Raw genomic sequence first — 22,795 nt, 5'->3', positions numbered from 1 at the left:
ATGAAACTCTGGTCGCTGCTGGGCAATTCCCAGAAACTCGATGGCGGCGCGATGTTCGGCAACGCGCCGCGCGCCATGTGGGAAAAATGGTCGCCGCCCGATGCGGAGAACCGCATCGAGCTGGCCTGCCGCGCGCTGCTGGCGCAGCCGCTCAACGGCAAGACGGTGCTGTTCGAGACCGGCATCGGCGCGTTCTTCGAGCCGAAGCTGCGCGCACGCTTCGGCGTGCAGGAAGACCGCCACGTGCTGCTGGATTCGCTGCGCGCGGCCGGCTTCTCGCACGAGGACGTCGACGTGGTGGTGCTCAGCCATCTCCACTTCGACCACGCCGGCGGTCTGCTGGCGCCGTGGCAGGACGGCCGCCCACCGGAGCTGCTGTTCCCGAACGCGACTTTCATCGTCGGCGCCGAGCATTGGCAGCGTGCGCTGAAGCCGCACCCGCGAGACCGCGCCAGTTTCATCCCGGAACTGCAGCCGCTGCTGGAATCCAGTAGACGGCTGGAACTCGTGTCGGGCGAGTATTCGCACGCGCTGGGCGACGCGGTCCGTTTCAGCTTCAGCGATGGTCATACGCCGGGGCTGATGCTGGCCGAAATCGTCGGCGCCGAATGCATCGACGGCCAGCTGCACGGCGGCGTGGTGTTCTGCGCCGACCTGATCCCGGGCCGTTCCTGGGTGCACGTGCCCATCACCATGGGCTACGACCGCAATGCCGAACTGCTGATCGACGAGAAACGCGCGTTCCTGGAAGACAAACTGGTACGCAACGTCCATCTGTTCTTCACCCATGACCCGGGCTGCGCGCTGGCGCAGGTGACCCGCGACGAGAAGGGCAAGTTCGGTGTGGCGCACGAGGTAACGGAACTGCACGCACGCCCCCTGGCGGCGTGACCTCCGAAGCCCACAACAAGAAACTTCGCTACGACCGGTGAAGTTTCAGCCGATCCGCGTACCGAAGATGCGATCCCCCGCATCGCCGAGCCCCGGCAGGATGTAACCCTTGTCGTTGAGGCGTTCGTCGATGGCCGCGGTGTAGACCTCGACATCGGGATGCACGGCTTCCAGCGCCCTCAGGCCCTCGGGAGCGGCGACCAGGAAGATGCCCTTGATCCGTTTCGCCCCGGCGCGCTTGAGCATGTCGATCGTGGCGATCAGCGTGCCGCCGGTGGCAAGCATCGGATCGAGGATCAGCGCATCGCGCTCCTCCAGCCGTCCGGTCAGCTTTTCGAAGTAGGGCACGGGCTGCAGGGTTTCCTCGTCGCGCTGCAGGCCCACCACGCTCACGCGCGCGGTGGGGATCAGTGCCAGCACGCCGGGCAGCATGCCCAGGCCGGCGCGCAGGATGGGCACCAGGGTGATCTTGGCGCCGGCGATCTTCTTCACCTGCACCGGACCCGCCCAGCCCGCCATGGTCTCGCTGGTCAGTTCCAGGTCGGCCGTCGCCTCGTAGGCCAGCAGCGTGCCCAGTTCGGTCACCAGTTCGCGGAAATCCTTGGTGTTGAGGCCGGCATTCCGCAGCAGGCCGATCTTGTGCTGGACGAGGGGGTGGCGGACTTCGACGGTCTTCATGGCGAGGGCAGGGCGGCTGGCGATACGGGAAGTCTGCATCAAACCCCGCTGCCTCACAAAACAGAAAGCCGGCGTGAGCCGGCTTTCTGCCTGGAGCATGGAGATGCTGCAGATCCGGATCAGAACGCCCAGCGCATGACCAACTGGTAGCTCGGGCCGGCTTCCTCGGTTTCCAGCTCGTACTCGTCGTAGTCGCGGTCGATCTGGTCCTGCAAGGTGTCGAACTTGTCGAAGAACTCGTCCTTGCTGGCATCCAGCAGGTTGTTGGCACTCAGACGCACGGAGACATTCGTGCCGAAGCGCTTCTCGACGAAGACGTCCAGCTCGCCGCCGTAACGGATGAGCACTTCTTCACCCAGCAGGCGCGTGTAAGCGTCGCCCTGCTTGCGGTACGTGGCACCGAAGCTGGCGCCCAGGGTCGGCAGGTCGTGGATGAAGCCGATGTTGTAGACCGACTTGGCCTGGTCGTTGAAGCGGCGCTCGCCCAGGAAGTCGTCCACCTTGGACTTGACCCACGAGTAGTTGGCGAAGATGCCGGTGTTCTCCAGGCCGATCGCCGACAGCGGCGTGGACACGTCGAACTCGAAGCCGTAGACCTTGCCGTCGCCCACGTTGTCCGAGGTATACAGCCAGCTCGACGCCGGTTCCTGGGCCATCGCGTCGGCCAGGTCGACGGCGTCGCCGTCCTCGATCATCTCTTCCCAGGTGTCCTGCATCTCTTCGCTGGGCACACCGGTATTGACGATCTCGATCAGGTCCTTCACGTCGCGGTAGAAGAAGTTCACGCCGACCACACCCTTGCGGCCAAGGCGGTGTTCGAAGCCGAGGTCCAGGCCGTTGGCTGTCTCCGGGTCCAGTTCCGGGTTGCCGATGTAGTCGTTGTCGCCGAACTCGCCGTCCAGCAGGGCCGGCAGCAGTTCGTTGAAGTTCGGGCGCTTGATGGTCTTGGCCAGCGACAGGCTGATGCGGTCGGCATCGCCCAGGTTCCAGCGCAGGTTCACTGACGGTAGCAGTTCGTTGTAGTCCTTGCTGACGCGGCCTTCGCTTTCGTCATCCTCGAGATACTCGACCTCCGACTTGGTGGTCTCGTAACGCAGGCCGGCTTCCCACGAGAAAGCGTCACCCTTGCCGCTGAGCATGATGTACGGGTCCAGGCGCTTTTCCTCGATCACCGAAGCCACGCTGCCGTCCAGGTCGTAGTCCGCCAGGGACGCCGGGGTCTGGCCCTCCTCCTCGGCCTCCCACTCGTACGTGATGAGCAGGCCTTCACGCTTCTTGGTGCGGTAGTCCACGCCGAACTCCAGTTCGGCGCCGCCCAGCGGGCGCGCATGGGTCAGCCGGAAGCCGGTTTCGGCGTCCTTGGCGGTGACGGATTCAGCTTCATAGACGGTTTCGTCCCACTCCGCGTCCGCCGGAATGCTCCAGGTGTCGTCCCAGTTCTCCGCACCGCTCACGTAAACCTGCTCGCCTTCCGTGGTGGCCTGCGAGTTCTCGAAGCGGGCGTAGTCGACACTCACGGCGGTGGTGCCGCCGGCCATGTCGAACGTGTACTCCGCGCCGATGCCATAGTTCTTCTGGTCGTACGGGTCGCGGCCCGGCACGCGGATATTGACGGTCTCGTCGTCGTCCAGCTCCTCTTCGAACGACACTTCGGTCACGTCGCGATCGGTCTTGACGTAGAAGCCGTCGATGCTGAATCGGCCGGTGTCGCCCACGTCCGCGGTGTAGGACAGGTTGGCCGAGTAGTCGCGCCCGTCCTTCACTTCGGTCTGATCTTCCCAGCTGACCTTCTCTTCGAGGGTGTCGTCGGTGAAACGGTCGGAGCGCTTGGTCTTGGCGCGGTAGCGGTCCTGCACGTTCACGCCCGCCAGCAGGCGCCCGCCGAGCGCTTCGAACGAGGTCACGGCACCGAAGGTCGGGTTGATCTCGCCATCGTCCCAGCGGTTCACGCCGACGCGGATGTAGCTGCCGGTGAATTCGTAGGCATCGCGCAGCACGATGTTGATCGCGCCGGCCATCGCATCGCCGCTGCGGTTGGCGCTGGCGCTGCGCTTGATCTCGATGTGGTCCACCATCTCCGCGGGGATGCGGTCGACATAGAACGAACGGTCGTCGCCGGCGCCCGGCACCTTCTTGCCGTTGATCAGTACCTGCGTATAGCCGCCGCCCAGGCCGCGCAGCTGCACGCCGTCGTATTCCATGATGTCCGAGCCGACGAAGCCCACGCCCGGCACGCGCTTGAGCATGTCGCCCACGGTGTTCGGTTCGAAGCGCTGGAAATATTCCAGGTCGTAGACCAGGGTTGGCGCGATGTCGTCGGTGCGGTCGCGGTAGGCGATCTCGGCCTGCACCACCACCGTGTCCAGTTGCTTGGGATCGCCTGCGGTGCCCGCGTCCGGCGCCTGGTTCTGTGCGGTGGCAGCGAGGCTGGCCGGAAGCAGGGCAGCGCAGAACAGCGCCTGCGCGAGCGAGGCGGCCAAGGCATTGCGTTTCATGTGTGTCGTCCCCGTGACGAAAGTAAACGGCACTTTGTAAGCACGTCACATGGCGGCCACATGACAGTCAGGTTCCCGCGCGATGACAGGTAGTTGCGCGCGGTGCGCTGACACGAAAATGTCATCACGCCTGCGTAGAACATGGCAGTTTGTTGACGCCTACATGTCATGGGGAACCCGGTGAAACCACGCCTCGTCCTGCTTGCCCTCCCTCCCCTGCTGGCCGCCTGCGGCGGCAAGCCCGATGCGCCGGTTGCGGCCGACCCGGTGGCACAGGCGCCTGCGCGCGAGAAAGAGCCCGACGAGAACGTCGAGAAGGATCCGCTGCTGAGCGAGGCGAAGATCGCGCACGTCGTGGTGCCGGAAGCCTTCATCACCCCCGCGACGCCGGCGGAGAACGTCGATTCGCCCGCCAGTTGGCGCGCGCCCGATGGGACGCGCTGGCTGATCGCCACCGCCAAGGACACGCACCGCCTGGTCGTCTACGACGGCAGCACGGGCAAGCAACTGCGCACCGTGTCCGGCCCGGGCAGCGAGCTCGGGCAGATGCAGCGGCCGAACGGCATCGCGGTGATCGACGATCTGGTACTGGTGGTCGAGCGCGACAACCGGCGCGTGCAGGTCTTCCAGCTGCCGGACTTCACGCCGTTGCTCGTGTTCGGCGCGGACGAGCTGAAACAGCCGTACGGCCTCTGGGTGCGCCCGCAGAAGGATGCCTACGAGGTGATCGTCAGCGACAACTACATGTCGCCGCAGAACGGAGACGCGCCGCCGCCGCTGGCCGAACTGGGCCAGCGCTTCAAGCGTTACCACCTGCAGCGCGTGGAAGGCGGCTGGAAGGCCACCCTGGCCGGCACCTTCGGCGATACCGGCGAGGTGGGTGCGATCCGCATCGCGGAGTCGGTGTTCGGCGATGCGGCGAACGACCGTCTGTTGCTTGCGGAGGAGGATGTCGCCGTCGGCACGCGCTTGCGCGAGTACGGCCTGGACGGCACGTACCGCGGCCGCGACATCGGCGCGGACCTGTTCAAGGCGCAGGCCGAGGGCATGGCGCTGGCGCAGTGCGCGGACGGCACCGGTTACTGGATCGCGACCGACCAGTTCAAGGACCGCAGCGTGTTCCATGTGTTCGACCGCACCACGCTGGCCTACAAGGGCGCGTTCGCCGGCAACAGGACCGCGAACACCGACGGCGTGTGGCTGGACCAGAGCGCCGATGCACGCTTCCCGCAGGGCGCGTTCTACGCCGTCGATGACGACCAGGCGGTGGCGGCGTTCGACTGGCGCGATATTGCGAAGGCGCTGTCATTGCCGGAGTGCCGTGCGGAATGAAGCGTGCAGGGGGTGCGGTAATGAGGTGGGTGCTGTCCGCGCTGTTGCTGGGCTTCTGCGCGACGACCCTGGCGCAGGAAGCGCGCCGGCCCGAACCGAACACCCGCGTGCCCAAGGGCGTGGTGCGTTACGCGCCGAGCGGCTTTCCGGACCGCATCGTGGCCTCGCCCGCGCAGGATGCGTCCACGGGCTTCTCGGTGGCCTGGCGCACCGACACGCGTGTCAGCGCGCCGCAGCTGGAGATCGTCGTCGCCGGCGACTCGCCCGACATGGGTGAGCCGCGCCGGATCGAGGCGACCAGTACGCCGCTGAAGACCGAGAACGGCGAAGCCCACCACCATCGCGCGGACGTCGACGGCCTGCAGCCCGACACCCTGTACGCCTGGCGCGTACAGGGCGACCGCACCTGGAGCGCCTGGCATCACACCCGCACGGCGGCCGCGGCGACTGCGCCGCTGACGCTGCTGTACTTCGGCGACACCCAGAACAAGAACGTCAGCCTGACCACACGGATGGTGCGCGAAGCGATGCGCGCGGCACCGGAGGCGCGCCTGGCCCTGTTTGCCGGCGACCTGGTCAGCGGCGGCGACGGCGAGGACGACAACGAGTGGGGCGAGTGGTTCGAAGCCAACGAGGTGTTGCCGACCTCGCTGGTCGTGGCGCCGGCGCCGGGCAACCACGAATACTTCGAGGAGTTCGAGGACACGCCGCAGGAGCGCCGCGTGCTGGGCGCGCACTGGCCGGTGACGTTCGCGCTGCCGGGCAATGGCGTGGCGCAGGCCAGGCGCACGACGTACTGGTTCGACTACCAGGACGTGCGCGTGGTCGTGATCGATGGCACCTCCGCGCTCGACCTGGGCACGGCGAAGGCGCAGGCCGCGTGGCTGGACCAGGCGCTGGCGTCGAATCCGCACCGCTGGAGCATCGTGCTGACCCATCAGCCGTTCTTCTCCCCGCGCGAAGGGCGCGACAACGTGCTGCTGCGCCAGCACCTGCTGCCGGTGATCCGCAAGCGCAAGGTGGACCTGGTGCTGCAGGGCCATGACCACGTCTACGGCCGCCTGAGGAACGAAGCACCGACGCCGGTGTTCGTTGTGTCGGTCACCGGCGCCAAGCAGTACCGGCTTTCCGAGGAAGCGCGCAAGACCATGCGGCCGGTCGCCGAGGACACCCAGTTGTTCCAGGTACTGCGCTTCGATGGGCCGCGCCTGCGTTACGAAGCCCGCACGGCGACAGGCCGTCTCTACGATGCCTTCGACCTAGTCGACGGCGGAGCGGCCGGCAAGCAGCTTGTCGAGCATGCGGAAGGCCGCATCGAAGAACGTACCTGCACCCGTGCCGAGACCCTGAAGGGCCGCGCCGACCGGTGCTGGGAATGACCTCTTCCTCTGACTATCCAAGGACGTTCGGCATGTCGAAGCGCATGACCCCGCTGTTGCTCGCGATGATGCTCGCCGTATCGCCGGGCGCTGCCCACGCGCGCGAAGCCCACATCCGCCATCCGTTCCTCGCCCAGCAGCCCGAGGCCGCGCCGGAGGAGGTGCTTCTGGCCGTGGAGATCCCGGCGGGCCGCTTCACCAAGTACGAGATCAACGACGAGGGGCTGGTCTTCGTCGACCGGTTCCAGTCGATGCCGGTGGCGTATCCCGCCAACTACGGGTCGATGCCGCGCACGCTGGCCGGCGACGGCGATCCGCTGGACGCGCTGGTGCTGACGCGCGAGCCGCTGCATCCGGGCGTGCTGGTGAAGTTCCGGCCTATCGGCGTGCTGCGCATGCTCGATGACGGCGAGCACGACGAGAAGATCATCGGCGTGCCCACCGACAAGGTCGATCCCACCTATGCCGGCATCCGCGACCTGGCCGATCTGCCGCAGATCGAACGGGATCGCATCGAGGCGTTCTTCCGCATCTACAAGGATCTGCCGAAAGGGCGCAATCCGGTCCAGCTCAACGGCTATGGCGATGCGAAGGAAGCGAAGGCGCTGATCCAGGCGTCGCTGGAGCGTTTCAGCGCACAACCGTAGGGTGGGCCTTGGCCCACCGGCGGGATCCGGGCGGCGGGCCAGGGCCCGCCCTACGGAAAAGAAAAAGGCGAGCCGAAGCTCGCCTTTTCCGTGAGGCGTCTGCGGAAATCAGGCCGCCACGGCCTGGCTGATGCGCGGGCCTTCGCGCAGCGCCTTGCCCACCATGCCGACCAGCAGGTCCAGCTCTTCGGCATCCATCGCGAAGTGCGGGGTGAAGCGCAGCGAGTTGGCGCCGCCATGGATGACGTTCAGGCCGTGCTGGCGCAGCCATTCCTCGGTGGAGCCGGCACCGTAGCACTTGAAGACCGGCGACAGTTCGCACGAGAACAGCAGGCCGGTGCCCTGCACGTTGGTGATCAGTCCGCCCAGTTCCGCCTGCAACTGCTGCAGCTTCTGCACCGCTTCGACGCCGCGCTTGCGGATGTTCTCGCGTACCTGCGGGGTCAGCTGGGCTAGGGTGGCGCAGGCCACGTCCAGCGCACGCGGGTTGGTGGTCATGGTGTTGCCGTACACGCCCTTGCGGTACAGGCCGGCGGCCCGCTCGTTCACGGCGAGCACCGATAGCGGGTACTGCGCGGCGTTCAGCGCCTTGGAGTAGGTCTCCATATCCGGCGCGTCCAGGCCCTCGAAGCCGGGGTAGTCGACGATGGACAGCACGCCGTGCGCGCGCAGGCCGGCCTGGATCGAATCCACCAGGAACAGGCTGCCGTGGCTGCGGGTCAGTTCCCGCGCGGCTGCGTAGAACGCCGGCGGCACGGAACGGCCCGGGTCGCCTTCGCCCATCACCGGCTCCAGGAACACGGCTTCGACGAACCAGCCCTTGGCCTCCGCATCGGCGAAGGCCTGCTTCAGCGCATCCACGTCGTACGGCGGGATTGCGATGACCGAATCTTCGCCGCGGTAGCTGGCCAGGTGCTGCTGATAGGACTTGCGCGAGGAGTCCGAGTACAGCGCCGGACGCTCGGTGCGGCCGTGGAAGCTGCCCTTCACCACGATGCGCTTGATGGTGCGGCCGGCATGGCGGCCGTCCGGGTCAGTCATCAGCTTGCTGTTGATGTCGGCGATGCGTGCGGCCAGGCCGACCGATTCGGAACCCGAGTTGAGGCACAGGAACTTCGCGAACGGGCAGCCGCCACGGGTGTGGCCGATCTCCTTGCGCAGGGCGCGGTCGAAGCGCAGCTGCGACAGGCTGGGGGTCATGATGTTGGCCATCACCTGCGGGCGGGCCATTGCGTCGAGCACGGCGGCCGGCGTGTGGCCGAAGCCCAGCATGCCGTAGCCGCCGGCGTCGTACAGCACGGCGCCATTGAGGGTGACCACCCAGGGGCCACGCGCGGCCAGTGCGATGTACGGGTTGACCGCGTCGTCGGCATAGAAGTTGACGTAGCCGGCCTGCACGGCGCGCAGCTGCTCGGCTTCATCCAGGTCGAACAGTTCGGCGAACTCGTCCTTCAGGCGTGCGTGCTCGGCGGCGGCGACCTCGATGACGGCGGCGAGGTCCGGGTGGCCCTTGGCCAGGCGTTCGACGGTGGCATCGTCCAGGCCATATGTCAGGCGCTGGCCCTTGTGGGCGCGCAGGGGGGCGAGGGCGTCGGTCAGGGCCATGGCGTAGCTCCGGAAAAGAGGGGCAAACCCCTATTATCGGGATTAACTCGTCGCTTGACAGTTGTGATCTGCGCTAAATTCATGGATATTTCGTCGATTCGACGAAACAAAGCCCCCCATGAAGCTCACCGACGCCGACCAGCAGCTGCTCTCAGTGCTCCGTGAGAACGCGCGCGCCTCCACCGCCCAGATCGCCCGCCGGCTGAACCTCTCGCGGACCACGGTGCAGAGCCGGATCGAGCGGCTGGAACGCGAGGGTGTGATCAGCGGTTACACCGTCCGCGTCCATGACGAGTACGACCGCAGCCACCTGCGCGCGCACATCATGATCGCCGTGCATCCCAAGCAGATGACCTCGGTGGTCGCCGCCCTGCGCGCCATGCCGGAGCTGCGCGTGCTGCATTCGGTCAGCGGCAGCCACGACCTGATCGCCATCGGGGCGGTGCCCAGCGTCGGCGACATGGACCTGCTGACCGACCGCATCGGCGCGCTGGAGGGCGTCGAGCGCACCACCTCGTCCATCGTGCTGTCGACCAAGTTCGAGCGCTGAGCGGCGCCGGGCCGCGCGGGCCGGTCACGTACAATGCACGCCCCCGCAAGGCCCCGACCGTGAAGAAGTCCGATTTTCATTTCGACCTGCCCGAGGCGCTGATCGCCCAGGCGCCGCTGCCGGAGCGTTCCGCCAGCCGAATGCTGGTGGTGCCGCCGGGCGACGCGCCATTCGCGGATCGCCACGTCCGCGACCTGCCCGAATGGCTGCAGCCGGGCGATCTGCTGGTTTTCAACGACACACGCGTGATTCCTGCTCGCCTGTTCGGGCAGAAGGAAAGCGGCGGCCGCGTGGAGATCCTGATCGAGCGCCTGTTGCCTGAGAACGCCGCGCGGGCGCAGGTGGGCGCCAGCAAGTCGCTTAAGCCGGGCAGCCGCATCCAGCTGGATGCCGGCGGCGAAGCGGAAGTGGTCGGCCGCGACGGCGAGTTCTACCAGCTGCGCTTCCATGTCCCGGATTCGCTGGAAAGCTGGCTGCAGAAGGCCGGGCGCCTGCCGCTGCCGCCCTACATACAGCGTGCGCCCGGGCAGGACGACGACGAGCGCTATCAGACCGTGTTCGCGCGCGAACTGGGCGCGGTCGCGGCGCCGACCGCGGGCCTGCACTTCGACGATGCGCTGCTTGCCGCGCTGCGCGACCGCGGCGTCGAATTCGGCCACGTGACGCTGCATGTCGGTGCCGGTACGTTCCAGCCGATGCGCGTGGACAACATCCACGAACACCGCATGCACAGCGAGTGGCTCAATGTCGGCGCAGCGCTGGTCGAGCAGGTGCGCGCGACGCGCGCCCGCGGCGGGCGCGTCATCGCGGTGGGCACCACGGTCGTGCGTGCGCTGGAGTCCGCCATGCGGGACGGCGAACTGCAACCGTTCGCCGGCGAGACGCAGATCTTCATCTTCCCCGGCTACCGCATCCGCAGCGTCGATGCGATGGTCACCAATTTCCACCTGCCGGAAAGCACGCTGCTGATGCTGGTCAGCGCGTTCGCCGGCAAGGACCGGATCATGGCCGCCTACGCCCATGCGGTGCGCGAACAGTACCGGTTCTTTTCCTACGGAGACGCGATGCTCCTGTTTCCAGAGCACACGCAATGAGCGCGCGACTTTCCATCTACCGTTTTCCCGGCCTGCGCCGGGATGACGAGCGGAAGCATCTCGGTTTGAGGCCTGCCGCATGAGCCGCATGTCCTTCGATCTGCTGACCACCGACGGCGCGGCCCGCCGTGGCCGGCTGACGTTCCCGCGCGGCACCATCGAGACGCCGGCCTTCATGCCGGTGGGCACCTACGGCTCGGTGAAGGGCATCCTGCCCGAGCACGTCGAGGACCTGGGTGCGGAGATCATCCTGGGCAACACCTTCCACCTGTACCTGCGGCCCGGGCTGGAGGTTATCGGCGAACACGGCGGCCTGCATGGGTTCGCGCGCTGGAACAAGCCGATCCTCACCGACTCCGGCGGCTTCCAGGTGTTCTCGCTGGCGCACCGCCGCAAGATCACCGAGCAGGGCGTGACGTTCGCCTCGCCGGTGGACGGGGCGAAGGTGTTCCTCGGGCCCGAAGAGAGCATGCGCATCCAGAAGGTGCTGGACAGCGACATCGTGATGATCTTCGACGAATGCCCGCCGGTGAACCTCAATGGAAAGCCCGTGGACAAGCGGGTGATCGAGCGGTCCATGGAACTGTCGCTGCGCTGGGCGGGGCGATCGAAGTACGCCCATGAGGGCAATGACGCTGCGCTGTTCGGCATCGTGCAGGGTGGTGTGCACCACGACCTGCGCACGCGCTCGGCGGACGGGTTGAAGGCGATCGGCTTCGACGGTTACGCGATCGGCGGCCTGGCGGTCGGCGAGACCGAGGCCGAACGCAACGCGATGCTGGAGCACACCTGCCCGCAGCTGCCGGCGGACCAGCCGCGCTACCTGATGGGCGTGGGCCGGCCCGAGGACCTGGTGGAAGCGGTGGCGCGCGGCGTGGACATGTTCGACTGCGTCATGCCGACCCGCAACGCGCGCAACGGCCACTACTTCACCTCGTTCGGCACGGTGCGCATCCGCAACGCCAAGTACGAGCACGACCTGCAGCCCATCGAGCCCGGCTGCGGGTGTTATGCCTGCCGCAACGGCTTCACCCGCAGTTACCTGCGTCACCTGGACCGCTGCAACGAGATGCTGGCCCCGATGCTCGGCACCCTGCACAACCTCTGGTACTACCAGCAGGTAATGGCGCAGATGCGCGCGGCGATCGCGGAGGCGAGGTTCCCGGATTTCCGGGCCGCCTTCTATGCGGCGCGGGGCGTGGCCCCCCCGCCACTGTAGTCGTCGCATCTCCTTCCCGCCTGTAGGAGCGGGCCATGCCCGCGATGCTTTCCGTGGGTCGTGCGTAAGAGCATCGCGCCCATGGGGCGCTCCTACAGAGCGAGGTTCGGTTCGGCGGAGGTCGCTGTTGCCCACGACGCATCAACAGGCGTCTGGGGGGCGCAAGCCAAGCCCGCGATGCGCCAGAGGCCTTTTGTAGGAGCGGGCCATGCCCGCGTGCTTCCCCTTGGGCACCTTGACGGCATCCCCCCCCAGGGCGCGAGCGGCGCTGCCACACGCTTACAGGACAAGGCGGAGTCCTTCGGCGGGGCCGCTTTCGGGCGCCGACCGGGAACCATCCGGCGCCGACGCGGTCTTTTCGGGTCCGGGCCGACAGGGGAGGCCGGGCGGGCCCTCCCGGCGCGTGGCATAATCCCCGGCTGCTTTCGATACCGACTGGACAAGTCCATGAATCTGCTTGATTTCTTCGTTGCCCCCGTGTTCGCCCAGGCCGCGCCGGCCCAGCCGGGCATGGGCGGCTTCGGCCTGCTGATGCCGATCGCGCTGATCGCCATCATGTATTTCCTGATGATCCGCCCGCAAATGAAGCGCGCCAAGGAGCACCGCGCCATGCTGGACAAGCTGTCCAAGGGCGACGAGGTCATCACCTCCGGCGGCATCGCCGGCACGGTGACCGACATCGGCGACAACTTCGTCACCCTGGAAGTGGCCGACAACGTGCGTGTGCGCGTGCAGAAGGCCGCCGTGGGCAACGTGCTGCCGAAGGGCACGCTGAAGTCCGCCTGATCCATCCCGCACCGCCGCCCGTGCGGCGGTGCGGATCCTGCGTTTCCATCCGAACCATTGCTGAGCGCATGCCCGGGAAGGGCCTGTGCGGGTCGCCCCGATGCTTGAATTCCCACGCTGGAAATACGTCCTGATCCTGATCGTCGTGTTGGCGAGCGCGTTGTACGCGCTGCCCAACCTGTACCCCCAGGATCCCTCCGTACAGATCACCGCCAACCGTGGCTTCGCCATCGATGCCGCCCTGCGCGGGCGCGTGGATGCCGCCCTGAAGGACGCGGGCGTGCAGGCCAAGGAAGTCGATACCGAGGCCACCAGCATGCTGGTGCGCCTGCCGAGCCTGGAAGCGCAGACCACGGCCAATGACGCGCTGCGCAAGACGTTGGGCGATGACTATCTGGTCGCGTTGAGCCTTGCGTCCACCGTGCCGGACTGGCTGGGCAATCTCGGCGCACGCCCCATGGTGCAGGGCCTGGACCTGCAGGGCGGCGTGCACTTCGTGCTGCAGGTGGACCAGAAGGCCGCGCTGGACAAGCGCGTAGACGGCTATCTGGAAGATACGCGCGTCACCCTGCGCGACAAGCGCATCCGTTACACCTCCGTGGAGCGTCGCCCGAACAACAGCATCGTGGTCACGTTGGCGGATGGCGAAGACGTTGCCGCCGCGCAGCAGGTGCTGGCGCAGACCCTGAGCTCGCGCGGCAACACGGGCGGAACGCTGGCCGCGGGCTCGGGCCTGAGCTACCAGGCCGCGGGCCAGCAGATCACCATCGGCCTGCCGCAGGCGGAGTTGGAGCAGATCGCCAGCGAAGCCATCGAGCAGAACCTCACCACGCTGCGCAACCGCATCAACGAGATCGGCGTGGCCGAGCCGATCATCCAGCGCCAGGGCAACGACCGCGTCGTCGTGCAGCTGCCCGGCGTGCAGGACACCGCCGAGGCCAAGCGCCTGATCGGTGCGACCGCGACGCTGGAATTCCGCGCCGTGGTGGAAGGCAACGCCGCCGACGCCGTCGCCAGCGGCCGCATCCCGCCGGAAGCCAAGGTCTACCAGCTGCGCGACAACGGCGGCCCGGTGCTGCTGAACAAGCGCGTGCTGGCGTCGGGCGACGAGATGGTCAACGCCCGCGTCGGCGTGGACAACAACGGCCTGCCCGCGGTGGACGTGACCCTCAACAACGTCGCCGGCCAGCGCATGTTCGACTACACCAGCGCCAACGTCGGCAAACTGATGTCCGTGGTGTACATCGAGCGCGTGCCGACGGTGACCATGGTCGACGGCAAGGAAGTACGCAGCGTGCGCGTGCGCGAGGAGGCCCTGGCGCCCACCCGCATCGCCGGGGTGTTCGGCAAGAACTTCCAGACCACGGGCCTGGAGAAGACCGAGGCCGACAACCTGGCCAAGCTGCTGCGCGCGGGCTCGCTGGCCGCGCCGATGGATTTCATCGAGGAGCGCGTGGTCGGCCCCAGCCTGGGCGCCGAAAACGTGGCCCGCGGCACCAAGGCGGTGGTGTACTCCTTCGTCTTCGCGCTGGCGTTCTTCCTGGTGTACTACCGCATGTTCGGTCTGATCACCTGCGTGGCGCTGTTGCTCAACCTGGTGATGGTGGTGGCGGTGATGTCGCTGTTCGGCGCCACCATGACGCTGCCCGGCTTCGCCGGCCTGGCGCTGACCATCGGCATGTCGGTGGACGCCAACGTGCTGATCAACGAACGCATACGCGAGGAGTTGCGGGCGGGCGTGCCGCCGCAAGCCGCCATCGCGACGGGTTACGACAAGGCGTCGGGCACCATCTTCGACTCCAACATGACCGCGCTGCTGGCCGGCGTGGCGCTGTATGCGTTCGGCACCGGCCCACTGAAGGGCTTCGCGGTGACGATGGTCATCGGCATCCTGACGTCCGTGTTCACCGCGGTCACCGTGTCCCGCGGCATCGCCACCCTGATCTACGGTGGCCGTCGCAAGCTCAAGTCCATCGCCATCTGACGGGAGACAGAAGATGAGCCTTTTCCCGTTGCGGCTGATCCCGCACACCACCAACTTCAACTTCATGCGCGTGCGCTGGGTGTCCATCGGCATCGCCGCGCTGCTGGCGTTCGCGGCGATCGGCGCCATCGCGTTGAAGAGCTTCAACTTCGCGCTGGATTTCACCGGCGGCACCGTGGTTGAACTGCGTTTCCAGACCCCGCCGAACGTGGATGGAGTTCGCGAACGTCTGGAGGCCGGTGGCTATGGCAGCGCCCAGGTGCAGACGTTCGGTACCGGCAGCGACCTGCTGGTGCGCCTGCAGCCCCGCCAGGACGCCGGCGCGGCGGCCGGCACCGCGGCCAGTGACCGCACCGCACAGGACGTGCTGCGCCTGGCATCCAGTGACGGCAACACGGCGACGGTGATGCGCAGCGAGTTCGTCGGCCCGCAGGTCGGCAAGGAGCTGGCGCTCAACGGCCTCTACACGCTGCTGTTCGTGGTGGTGGGTTTCCTGATCTACATCGCCGTACGCTTCGAATGGAAGTTCGCCGTGTCCGCCATCGTCACCACTCTGGCGGACGTGCTGATCGTGGCCGGCTTCTTTGCCTTCAGCGGCATCGAGTTCGACCTGACCATCCTGGCCGGCCTCTTGTCGGTGATGGGCTTTTCGATCAACGACAAGATCGTGGTGTTCGACCGCGTGCGCGAGAACTTCCGCAACCTGCGCGCCGAACCGATGGAGATCCTGAACCGCTCGATCAACCAGACGCTGTCGCGCACGATCATCACTTCGTTCGTGGCCTTCCTGACCGTGTTCGCGCTGTACCTGTACGGAGGCGGTTCGCTGGAAGGCATGGCGCTGTCGCAGATGATCGGCATCGTGCTGGGCACGATCTCCTCGATCTTCGTTGCCTGTCCGCTTCTGACCATCGGCTTCCTGACCGTCACCAAGCAGGACCTGATGCCGAAGGCCAAGGACGAGGCGCTGCTGGCGCGCCGCCCGTAAGCGGAACACATGATCGAAAGAAAAAGGCCGCGCAGTGCGCGGCCTTTTTTGTTGGTGTCGTCTCTGTAGGAGCGACGTGAGTCGCGACCGCACGGCCAGATCGACCGGTTCAAACAGTTTGGAAATGGTCGACCAGGCCAGGAAAGCCCCTTGGCTGATCGTATACCGGGTGTTCCAGTTTTCGGTCGCGACTTACGTCGCTCCTACAGAAAGCAGAACGGTGTCGTGTTTCAGCCGTTGAACGAAGCCGCGTAGCCGGACGACACGATCGTCTTCTGCAGCGCCTCGGCGACCTTCAGGTTGCCGGCCACGATCTGGCGGGGCAGGGCGGGGCGGCCGTCGATCTTGCCCAGCGCGGCGCCGCGGAAATCGCACACCTTGCCGCCGGCCTCGCGCACCAGCAGCACGCCCGCGGCGATGTCCCAGTCCTTCACGCCGGCTTCGAAATAGGCATCCGAGCGGCCGCAGGCCACATAGGCCAGGTCGAGCGCGGCCGAGCCGGTGCGGCGGATGTCTTCGGCATGCACCAGCAGCTCGCGCACGCATTCCAGCTGCGCCCCGGCGCGGGCGCGCTCGCGCGGCGGGAAGCCGGTGGTGATCATGGCGCCTGCCAGTTCCTTGCGATCGGTGACACGGATGCGGCGCTCATTGAGCTGGGCACCGGCGCCGCGGCTGGCGGTGAAAAGATCGTTGCGCAGCGGGTCGAAGATCACCGCGTCGGTGGGTTCGCCGTTGTCCACCAGGGCGATGGACACGCAGTAGTGCGGGAAGCCGCGCAGGTAGTTGCTGGTGCCGTCCAGCGGGTCGATCACGAAGGTATAGCGCCCGTTGATCTGGGCACCGCTTTCCTCGCCGACGAAGCCGTAGTCCGGATAGGCCCGGCGAAGCTCCTTGATGATGACTTTCTCGGCGTCGGAGTCCACTTCGCTGGCGTAGTCCATCCGCTCCTTCTGCACCACGTTCAGGGCGTCCAGCTTGTTGATGCTCCGCAACAGCACGTTGCCTGCCAGGCGGGCGGCCTTGACCATGACGGTGACGACGGGCTTCTGCATGCGAACGGACCTCGGACAGGCGTGGGAGCGGGGCGAACAAGTGGAAAAGAGCAGCACGGCGCAGCGGCCGGCCCGCGCAGTTTACCATTTGGCCCCATGAACACGCCTCCTTCCCTCATCGAATCCGCCTTTGCGGATCCCGCTTCCTTGGCCGCTGCCGCCCGCCTGCGCGTGGTGCTGGTGGGCACGCAGCATCCCGGCAACATCGGCGCGGCGGCCCGCGCGCTGAAGACGATGGGCCTGGCGCGCCTGGTGTTGGTCGCCCCCGAGGACTACCCGGCCGAGGAGGCCTACCGGCGCGCTGCCGGGGCCGACGACCTGCTGGGCGATGCCCCGGTGGTGGACACGCTGGCCGAAGCCGTGGCGGACTGCCACCTGTTGCTCGGCTGTACGGCGCGCAGCCGCCGCGTGCAGCTGGAAGAGCACGCGCCCCGGCAGGCCGCCGCCCTGGCGGTGGCGCGTGCCGCCGCAGGCGGGGAAGTGGCGCTGGTGTTCGGCCGCGAGCGCACCGGCCTGAGCAATGAGGAACTGCAGCTCTGCCACGCGGCCGTGCATATCCCGGCCAACCCCGGGTACAGCTCGTTGAACCTGGCCGCGGCGGTGCAGGTTCTGGCCTAAGAGCTGAGGCTCGCGTTGCTGGAGGGAGCCCCGCCGGCGACCGACGAGCCGGTCCACCCGGACGAGGTCCCGGCCAGCCATGCCCACATGGAGGGTTTCTTCACCCAGTTGGGCGATACGCTGGACGCCATCGACTTCCACAAGGGACGCACGCCCGATTCGGCCATGCGCAAGCTTCGGCGGCTGTTCGCCAAGGCCCAGCTGAACGAACAGGAGGTGCGCCTGCTTCGGGGCATCCTGGCCGATGCCCAGCGCATGGCCCGCCTGGCAGGCGGTGGCGGGACCGGATCACTGTCTTGAAGTCACGTTTTCCGATAGGCTGCCGCCATCGTTCTGGCGGGCGTCTATCGTTGCGTACAACCTGGTTCAGCCTGGCGCTGGCCGCGATCGGCGCAGCATTGCTCTCCAGCCTCATCGCGCCGGCCCATGCCGCCGGCGACGAGCGCGTGCTGGTCCTCGGACGGATCAGCGACGATCCCAAGGCCCACTACGAGCAGCTCAAGCCGTTGCTGGACTACGTGGTGCCGCGGATGCGCGATGTCGGCATCACCGAGGGCCGCATCCTGATGGCGCGCGACGCGCAGCAGATGACCAGTTATCTGCGCCGCGGACGCGTGGACTGGGTGACCGAGACCGCCGGTACCGGCATGCAGCTGCAGCAGCGCGCTGGCGCCCGCCCGCTGCTGCTCACCGAGCGCGGCGGGGTGAGCCGCTACCACGGCGTGTTCTTCGTGCGCCGCGACAGCGGGCTGGAACGGCTGTCGGATCTGGAGGGCCGGACCATCGCTTTCCAGAACACGGCGTCCACCAGCGCCTATTTCGCGCCGGCGACCGCCCTGCTCGATGCCGGCCAGCGTCTTGAAATCCTGCTTTCGCCCATGGACCGGCCTTCGGCGGATGCCGTCGGCTACGTGTTCGCGCGGTCGGAGCTCAACATCGCCGCCTGGGTGCACAAGCGGCTGGTCGATGCGGGGGTGGTGAGCAACCTGGACTGGGACGATGTGCGCCGGATGCCGCCCGCGTTCCGGCGCGACTTCCGCGTCATCCATGAGACGCAGGATTTCCCGCGTGCGCTGGAAATGGTGCGTGGCGACCTCGACCCGAAGATCGAGGCGCGCCTGCGCGAAGTGCTGCTCGAAGCCGCACAGGATCCCGCCGCCCGCGAGGCATTGAGCGTGTTCTTCCGCACGACCCGCTTCCTGCCGGTGGATCCGGCGTCCCAGCAGGCCCTGGACGACCTGCGCCGCGGCGTGACGCGCGTCCGGGAGCAACTGGAATGAGGTCCATGCGCTTCGGCCTGCAGGCGCGCTTCCTGGCGGCGATGGCGATCATGCTGGCGGTGGTGCTCGCCCTGCTGGGTACCCTGCTGCACCGGCAGAAGGTAATGCAGCAGGAAGTCGCCGACCTGGGGCGGGACGCCATGCACCGCATGGTCGAGGACAGCCTGCGCCGGCACGGCGAGGCGACGGTCGACCAGCTGGGCGATGCGCTGGCCAACCCGCTGTACTACTTCGACCTGGATGCCATCGGCAGCATCGTGCGTTCCGCGCAGAAGGAGCCCGATGTCAGCTATGTGCTGGTCTACGACAACCAGGGCCGCATCATCCACGACGGCACGGCCGACATCGCCGTGTACGGCCAGACGATGACCGACCCGCTGGCCTACGAGGCGGTCAACTCGCGCGGCATGCATACGCAGTGGTCGGCGCAGATCGTCGACGTGTCCGAGCCGATCATGATCGGCAGCGAGCGGATCGGCGGCGTGCGCGTGGGCTATTCGGTGGCCTCGGTGCGCGCGTACGAGGAGAAGGCGATCAACGCCGCGCGCGCGCGTCTCAACGAACTCGGCGCGCGCCACCTGGGCTGGATCGCGTTGCTGCTGGCGGCGCTGGTGCTGGTCTGCGTGGCCATCATGGTGTACGCGCAGCGCACCCTGGTGCGGCCCATCCGCCAGCTGGCGCGGGCGGCCCACGACATCGAGGTGGGCAACTACAACGGCGAGCGCATGGTGAGCGAGCGCCAGGACGAGGTCGGCGAACTGGTGCGCGCGTTCGGCACGATGAGCGACAGCATCGCCCGGCACGACCGCGACGTGCGGCGCATGGCCTATACCGATTCGCTGACCGGGCTGACCAACCGGCTGGCGTTCCGCGAGAGCCTGGACCACCGGCTGATGATGCTGCGTGGCGCGGGCCGCCAGCTGGCGCTGCTGTTCGCCGACATCGACGACTTCAAGCGCGTCAACGATACCCTGGGCCACGAGGCCGGCGACGAGGTGCTGCAGCAGTTCGCCCACCGCATCCGCGATGCGGTCGACCAGATGGGCGGCGACGATGCGTTGCTGGCGCGCTTCGGTGGCGACGAGTTCGTCATCCTGATCCAGGACGGTGACGTGCGCGGCAGCGCCACGCGCCTGGCGGAGAAGCTGGTGGCGGAACTGGGCCGTCCGATCGTGGTGCAGGACCGCCAAGTGTTCCTGGGCACGTCCATCGGCATCACCCTGTTCCCCGAGGATGCGTCCGGCGCCACCGCGCTGATGAAGAACGGCGACATCGCGATGTACCAGGCCAAGGTGGCGGGCAAGAACTGTTACCGGTTCTACAGCCGCGCGATGGACCAGGCCGTCGAGCGCCGCGTGCGCATGGAGCAGGAGCTGCGCGGCGCCTGGGAGCGCGGCGAACTCAGCCTGATGTACCAGCCTGTGTTCCGCATGGCCGACAGCCGCATCGTGGGTGCCGAAGCGCTGCTGCGCTGGCAGCATCCGGAACTGGGCATGGTGGCGCCCTCGGTGTTCATCGACGTGGCCGAGCAGAGCGGCCTGATCGAAATCATCGGACCGCGCGTGCTGCGCGCGGCCTGTGCGGCTGCCGCGCGCTGGGGCGGGAACCGCGAAGCGATGGATCCGCTGTTCGTCTCGGTCAACGTGTCGCCGCGCCAGCTGCGCAGCGGCGACCTGCCCGACGTGGTGGCCGAGTGCCTGCGCGACACCGGCCTGCCGGCCTCGCGCCTGCACCTGGAACTCACCGAGACCGCCGTCATCAGCGACGAGGCGCATGCCAGTGCACTGCTGGCCACGCTGCACCGCACGGGCGTGAAGGTATGGCTGGACGATTTCGGCACCGGTTTCTCAGGGCTCAGCCACCTGCGCCGCGTACCGGTGGACGGCGTGAAGATCGACCGCAGTTTCATCGCCGACATGCTGCGCGACCCCGACGACCTCGCCCTGACCACTGCGATCATCGCCATGGCCCACTCGCTGGGCATCACCGTGGTCGCCGAGGGCGTGGAGAAGGAAGGCCAGTTCAACCTGCTGCGCGAACGCGGCTGCGACCTGGCGCAGGGCTACTGGCTGGGATATCCGGTCACCGCAGCGGAGTTCGCGCAGCTGGTGGCGTGAGAAGCGGCGCTGTTGTAGGAGCGACGTCAGTCGCGACCACACGTTATCCGTGTCGTGACGGCATCAAGGCGCTGAAGACCTGCGGTCGCGACTTACATCGCTCCTACAGAACCCTGCCTGCTCAAAACCACCGCGCGAGGAGCGCGGTGGTCGCCTCCACCAGGTTGCCCGACAGGAAACCGAACACCACCACGGCGATACTGCCTGCGATCCATGCCACCAGCAGCAGGGCGCCATCGCGTTCCAGCAGTGCGAAGGCGAACAGCAACAGCAGGAATCCGAAGACGTAGTTGGTGAACGGGATGGGCAGCGCCAGCAGCACGCCCAGCAGGACCAGCAGCAGGCCGGTGAAGCTCAGGGCGATGCGGTTGTCCAGGAAGGCCGTCATGCGGGGACGCACCAGCTTTTCAAGGCGTCGCAGCCACGGCGCCATGCGCTGGCGGAACCGCATCATCGCGCTGCGGTGCGGGCCGCGCCGGGCGAGGAATCCGGGCAGCCACAGCTTGCGCATCCCCAGCAGCAGTTGCACGCCGACCAGGATCACCAGCGGCCCGCCGACGGCGCCGCCCACGCCCGGGACCGGGATGAAGGCCGGCAGCACGCCCAGGAACAGCAGCATGCCGAAGGCGGCGGGCCCGAAGTCCTTGAGCAGGTCGCCCAGGCGGAGCACGTCGTCGGGATCGCCGTTGGCGAAGCCGTCGAGCAGCGCCACCGTCGTGGTGTGGTTGTCTTCGCGGGCCATGTCAGGCGACGAGGTCTTCGTCGTCGGCGTCGGGCAGCCTGTGCAGCAGCAGCTTGTCGATGCGCGCGCCATCCAGGTCGACCACCTCGAAGCGCCAGCCCGCCCAGTCCAGGCGTTCGCCGACGTGCGGGATGCGGCCGAAGCGCTCGATCATCATGCCGGCCAGGGTGTTGTATTCGTCGTCGTCCGGCAGCGCCACGCCGCCCAGCAGTTCGCGCAGGTCGTCGTTGGGCAGCGAGCCGTCCACCAGCAGCGAGCCGTCGTCGCGCACCACCACCAGCGGCGCGTCCTCGGTGTTCTCTGCCGCCTGCAGGCGGCCGACCACCGCGCCCATCAGGTCGCTCTGGGTCACCAGGCCCTGGATCTCGCCGTACTCGTCCACCACCAGCGCCAGCGACTGCTGCTCCTCGCGGAAGATTTCCAGCAGCTTCATCGCATGGGTGGACTCGGACACGAACAGCGGCTCGCGCAGCTTCACGAACAGGTCCGGCTTCTCCACGCCGAAGCGGTCCAGCAGCGACTTCACCTCCAGCACGCCGATCACGTCCTGGTCGTCGCCGCGGTACACGGGGAAACGCGAGAACGCCGACTCGTGCATGGTCTGCAGGTTGTCCTCGTAGGACGCCGCGGCGTCCAACCAGGTGATCTTCTTGCGCGGCGTCATCAGGCTGTCGGCGGTGCGGTCGCCCAGGCGCAGCACGCGGTTCATCATGTTGCGCTCGTCGGCGTCGATCACGCCGGCCTCGTGCCCTTCGGACACGAGCATGCGGATTTCCTCTTCGCTGATGGTGGTGGCCTCGTCCTTGCCCAGACCCAGCATGCGCAGGACCAGGCGGGTGCTGTGGGACAGCAGCCAGACGAAGGGGAAGGCGGCCTTCGCCAGCCAGCCCATCGGCACCGCGACGACGCCGGCAATCGTCTCCGGCGCGGTGATGGCGAGGCGCTTGGGTACCAGCTCGCCGAAGATCAGCGTCATGAAGGTGATCAGGGCGACCGCCAGCGTCTTGCCGATCAACTCCGACCAGGGCTGGGGTTCGCCGACCAGGGTGAAGCTGGCGGCCAGGGAGGGAAAGAGGCCCTGCAGCCGCTCGGCGATGGCCATGCCGATGGCCTCGCCACCGAACAGGCCCGTCAGCACGCCGATCAGCGTGATGCCGATCTGCACCGTGGACAGGAAGCTCTCGGGCTTTTCGGACAGGTCCAGTGCGCGCTGGGCGCGATGGCTGGTCTGCGCCATCTGCTTCAGTCGGCTCTTGCGCGAGGTCATGACCGACATCTCGGACATGGCGAAGAAGCCGTTCAGCAGGACCAGGGCGAATACGATGATCAGCTCAAGCA

Annotated in this window: 18 protein-coding genes and 1 pseudogene; 13 read left to right on the top strand and 6 right to left on the bottom strand. The window is 67.4% G+C overall.

What is annotated here, in order from left to right; translation table 11 throughout:
• Positions 1 to 891, top strand: a complete 891-nt coding sequence (locus tag CSC76_RS11525) for an MBL fold metallo-hydrolase (RefSeq protein WP_162110155.1) — start codon at positions 1 to 3, stop codon at positions 889 to 891.
• A 45-nt stretch (positions 892 to 936) separates the two neighbouring features.
• On the opposite strand, the gene upp is transcribed toward CSC76_RS11525, so the two are convergent.
• The gene (gene upp, locus CSC76_RS11520; protein WP_162110177.1) at positions 937 to 1,569 is read right to left on the bottom strand and encodes a uracil phosphoribosyltransferase; all 633 of its coding nucleotides are present in this window, start codon (positions 1,567 to 1,569) and stop codon (positions 937 to 939) included.
• A 119-nt stretch (positions 1,570 to 1,688) separates the two neighbouring features.
• Positions 1,689 to 4,064 carry a TonB-dependent receptor plug domain-containing protein gene (locus tag CSC76_RS11515; protein ID WP_162110154.1) on the bottom strand — a complete coding sequence of 792 codons (2,376 nt, stop codon included), beginning with the start codon at positions 4,062 to 4,064 and terminating at the stop codon, positions 1,689 to 1,691.
• Positions 4,065 to 4,244: 180 nt separating this feature from the next.
• On the opposite strand from CSC76_RS11515, the gene CSC76_RS11510 reads away from it, so the two are divergent.
• The 3 genes from CSC76_RS11510 (at position 4,245) to CSC76_RS11500 (ending at position 7,422) form a co-directional block, all read left to right on the top strand.
• Positions 4,245 to 5,396 (top strand): phytase, encoded by a 1,152-nt coding sequence (locus CSC76_RS11510; protein ID WP_425500862.1) that lies wholly within the window; start codon positions 4,245 to 4,247, stop codon positions 5,394 to 5,396.
• A 20-nt stretch (positions 5,397 to 5,416) separates the two neighbouring features.
• Positions 5,417 to 6,775 (top strand): purple acid phosphatase family protein, encoded by a 1,359-nt coding sequence (locus CSC76_RS11505; RefSeq protein WP_162110152.1) that lies wholly within the window; start codon positions 5,417 to 5,419, stop codon positions 6,773 to 6,775.
• A 65-nt stretch (positions 6,776 to 6,840) separates the two neighbouring features.
• Positions 6,841 to 7,422: an inorganic diphosphatase gene (locus CSC76_RS11500; protein WP_238394951.1), complete on the top strand. Its 582-nt coding sequence runs from the start codon at positions 6,841 to 6,843 to the stop codon at positions 7,420 to 7,422.
• A gap of 108 nt (positions 7,423 to 7,530) precedes the next feature.
• On the opposite strand, the gene CSC76_RS11495 is transcribed toward CSC76_RS11500, so the two are convergent.
• The gene (locus CSC76_RS11495) at positions 7,531 to 9,027 is read right to left on the bottom strand and encodes an aminotransferase class III-fold pyridoxal phosphate-dependent enzyme (protein WP_162110150.1); all 1,497 of its coding nucleotides are present in this window, start codon (positions 9,025 to 9,027) and stop codon (positions 7,531 to 7,533) included.
• 118 nt (positions 9,028 to 9,145) lie between these two features.
• Here CSC76_RS11495 and CSC76_RS11490 point away from each other — a divergent pair, with 118 nt between their 5' ends.
• The 6 genes from CSC76_RS11490 (at position 9,146) to secF (ending at position 15,648) form a co-directional block, all read left to right on the top strand.
• Positions 9,146 to 9,577 (top strand): Lrp/AsnC family transcriptional regulator, encoded by a 432-nt coding sequence (locus tag CSC76_RS11490; RefSeq protein WP_162110149.1) that lies wholly within the window; start codon positions 9,146 to 9,148, stop codon positions 9,575 to 9,577.
• Between the two features lie 59 nt (positions 9,578 to 9,636).
• A complete protein-coding gene (queA, locus tag CSC76_RS11485; RefSeq protein WP_162110148.1) occupies positions 9,637 to 10,671 on the top strand; it encodes a tRNA preQ1(34) S-adenosylmethionine ribosyltransferase-isomerase QueA in 1,035 nt (344 codons plus the stop codon).
• A 79-nt stretch (positions 10,672 to 10,750) separates the two neighbouring features.
• Complete coding sequence (tgt, locus tag CSC76_RS11480) at positions 10,751 to 11,890, top strand: tRNA guanosine(34) transglycosylase Tgt (RefSeq protein WP_162110147.1); 1,140 nt, start codon at positions 10,751 to 10,753, stop codon at positions 11,888 to 11,890.
• Between the two features lie 447 nt (positions 11,891 to 12,337).
• A complete protein-coding gene (yajC, locus tag CSC76_RS11475; protein ID WP_162110146.1) occupies positions 12,338 to 12,676 on the top strand; it encodes a preprotein translocase subunit YajC in 339 nt (112 codons plus the stop codon).
• A 100-nt stretch (positions 12,677 to 12,776) separates the two neighbouring features.
• A complete protein-coding gene (gene secD, locus CSC76_RS11470) occupies positions 12,777 to 14,660 on the top strand; it encodes a protein translocase subunit SecD (RefSeq protein WP_162110145.1) in 1,884 nt (627 codons plus the stop codon).
• A gap of 13 nt (positions 14,661 to 14,673) precedes the next feature.
• Positions 14,674 to 15,648, top strand: a complete 975-nt coding sequence (secF, locus tag CSC76_RS11465; protein WP_162110144.1) for a protein translocase subunit SecF — start codon at positions 14,674 to 14,676, stop codon at positions 15,646 to 15,648.
• A 230-nt stretch (positions 15,649 to 15,878) separates the two neighbouring features.
• On the opposite strand, the gene CSC76_RS11460 is transcribed toward secF, so the two are convergent.
• Positions 15,879 to 16,700, bottom strand: a complete 822-nt coding sequence (locus tag CSC76_RS11460; RefSeq protein ID WP_162110143.1) for an inositol monophosphatase family protein — start codon at positions 16,698 to 16,700, stop codon at positions 15,879 to 15,881.
• Between the two features lie 96 nt (positions 16,701 to 16,796).
• Here CSC76_RS11460 and CSC76_RS11455 point away from each other — a divergent pair.
• From CSC76_RS11455 to CSC76_RS11445, 3 genes and pseudogenes are all read left to right on the top strand, one after another.
• Positions 16,797 to 17,618 (top strand): annotated as a pseudogene (locus CSC76_RS11455) (RNA methyltransferase).
• Between the two features lie 86 nt (positions 17,619 to 17,704).
• Positions 17,705 to 18,598, top strand: a complete 894-nt coding sequence (locus CSC76_RS11450; protein WP_238394950.1) for a phosphate/phosphite/phosphonate ABC transporter substrate-binding protein — start codon at positions 17,705 to 17,707, stop codon at positions 18,596 to 18,598.
• Positions 18,595 to 20,715, top strand: coding sequence for a putative bifunctional diguanylate cyclase/phosphodiesterase (locus CSC76_RS11445; RefSeq protein ID WP_162110142.1), 2,121 nt, complete (start codon positions 18,595 to 18,597; stop codon positions 20,713 to 20,715). Before CSC76_RS11450 ends, CSC76_RS11445 begins: the two co-directional genes overlap by 4 nt.
• 121 nt (positions 20,716 to 20,836) lie before the next feature.
• Here CSC76_RS11445 and CSC76_RS11440 read toward each other — a convergent pair whose 3' ends face one another.
• Both CSC76_RS11440 and CSC76_RS11435 read right to left on the bottom strand, forming a co-directional pair.
• Positions 20,837 to 21,457 (bottom strand): exopolysaccharide biosynthesis protein, encoded by a 621-nt coding sequence (locus CSC76_RS11440; RefSeq protein WP_162110141.1) that lies wholly within the window; start codon positions 21,455 to 21,457, stop codon positions 20,837 to 20,839.
• Between the two features lies 1 nt (position 21,458).
• On the bottom strand, positions 21,459 to 22,795 hold a 1,337-nt coding region (locus CSC76_RS11435), incomplete at its 5' end, for a hemolysin family protein (RefSeq protein ID WP_238394947.1).

Source organism: Pseudoxanthomonas mexicana, assembly GCF_010093385.1.
GTDB lineage: Bacteria > Pseudomonadota > Gammaproteobacteria > Xanthomonadales > Xanthomonadaceae > Pseudoxanthomonas_A > Pseudoxanthomonas_A mexicana.
Note: the sequence above shows the minus strand (reverse complement) of the source record. Positions and strands in the feature narration are given on the sequence as shown.

What these genes read in the sequence shown, in the direction of transcription:
- CSC76_RS11500 (WP_238394951.1), top strand. Translation starts at nt 6,841, where the DNA reads ATGATGCTCGCCGTATCGCCGGGCGCTGCCCACGCGCGCGAAGCCCAC.
- CSC76_RS11460 (WP_162110143.1), bottom strand. Translation starts at nt 16,700, where the DNA reads ATGCAGAAGCCCGTCGTCACCGTCATGGTCAAGGCCGCCCGCCTGGCA.
- CSC76_RS11495 (WP_162110150.1), bottom strand. Translation starts at nt 9,027, where the DNA reads ATGGCCCTGACCGACGCCCTCGCCCCCCTGCGCGCCCACAAGGGCCAG.
- yajC (WP_162110146.1), top strand. Translation starts at nt 12,338, where the DNA reads ATGAATCTGCTTGATTTCTTCGTTGCCCCCGTGTTCGCCCAGGCCGCG.
- CSC76_RS11445 (WP_162110142.1), top strand. Translation starts at nt 18,595, where the DNA reads ATGAGGTCCATGCGCTTCGGCCTGCAGGCGCGCTTCCTGGCGGCGATG.
- CSC76_RS11440 (WP_162110141.1), bottom strand. Translation starts at nt 21,457, where the DNA reads ATGGCCCGCGAAGACAACCACACCACGACGGTGGCGCTGCTCGACGGC.
- secD (WP_162110145.1), top strand. Translation starts at nt 12,777, where the DNA reads ATGCTTGAATTCCCACGCTGGAAATACGTCCTGATCCTGATCGTCGTG.
- upp (WP_162110177.1), bottom strand. Translation starts at nt 1,569, where the DNA reads ATGAAGACCGTCGAAGTCCGCCACCCCCTCGTCCAGCACAAGATCGGC.
- CSC76_RS11525 (WP_162110155.1), top strand. Translation starts at nt 1, where the DNA reads ATGAAACTCTGGTCGCTGCTGGGCAATTCCCAGAAACTCGATGGCGGC.
- tgt (WP_162110147.1), top strand. Translation starts at nt 10,751, where the DNA reads ATGAGCCGCATGTCCTTCGATCTGCTGACCACCGACGGCGCGGCCCGC.
- secF (WP_162110144.1), top strand. Translation starts at nt 14,674, where the DNA reads ATGAGCCTTTTCCCGTTGCGGCTGATCCCGCACACCACCAACTTCAAC.
- CSC76_RS11505 (WP_162110152.1), top strand. Translation starts at nt 5,417, where the DNA reads ATGAGGTGGGTGCTGTCCGCGCTGTTGCTGGGCTTCTGCGCGACGACC.
- CSC76_RS11490 (WP_162110149.1), top strand. Translation starts at nt 9,146, where the DNA reads ATGAAGCTCACCGACGCCGACCAGCAGCTGCTCTCAGTGCTCCGTGAG.
- CSC76_RS11515 (WP_162110154.1), bottom strand. Translation starts at nt 4,064, where the DNA reads ATGAAACGCAATGCCTTGGCCGCCTCGCTCGCGCAGGCGCTGTTCTGC.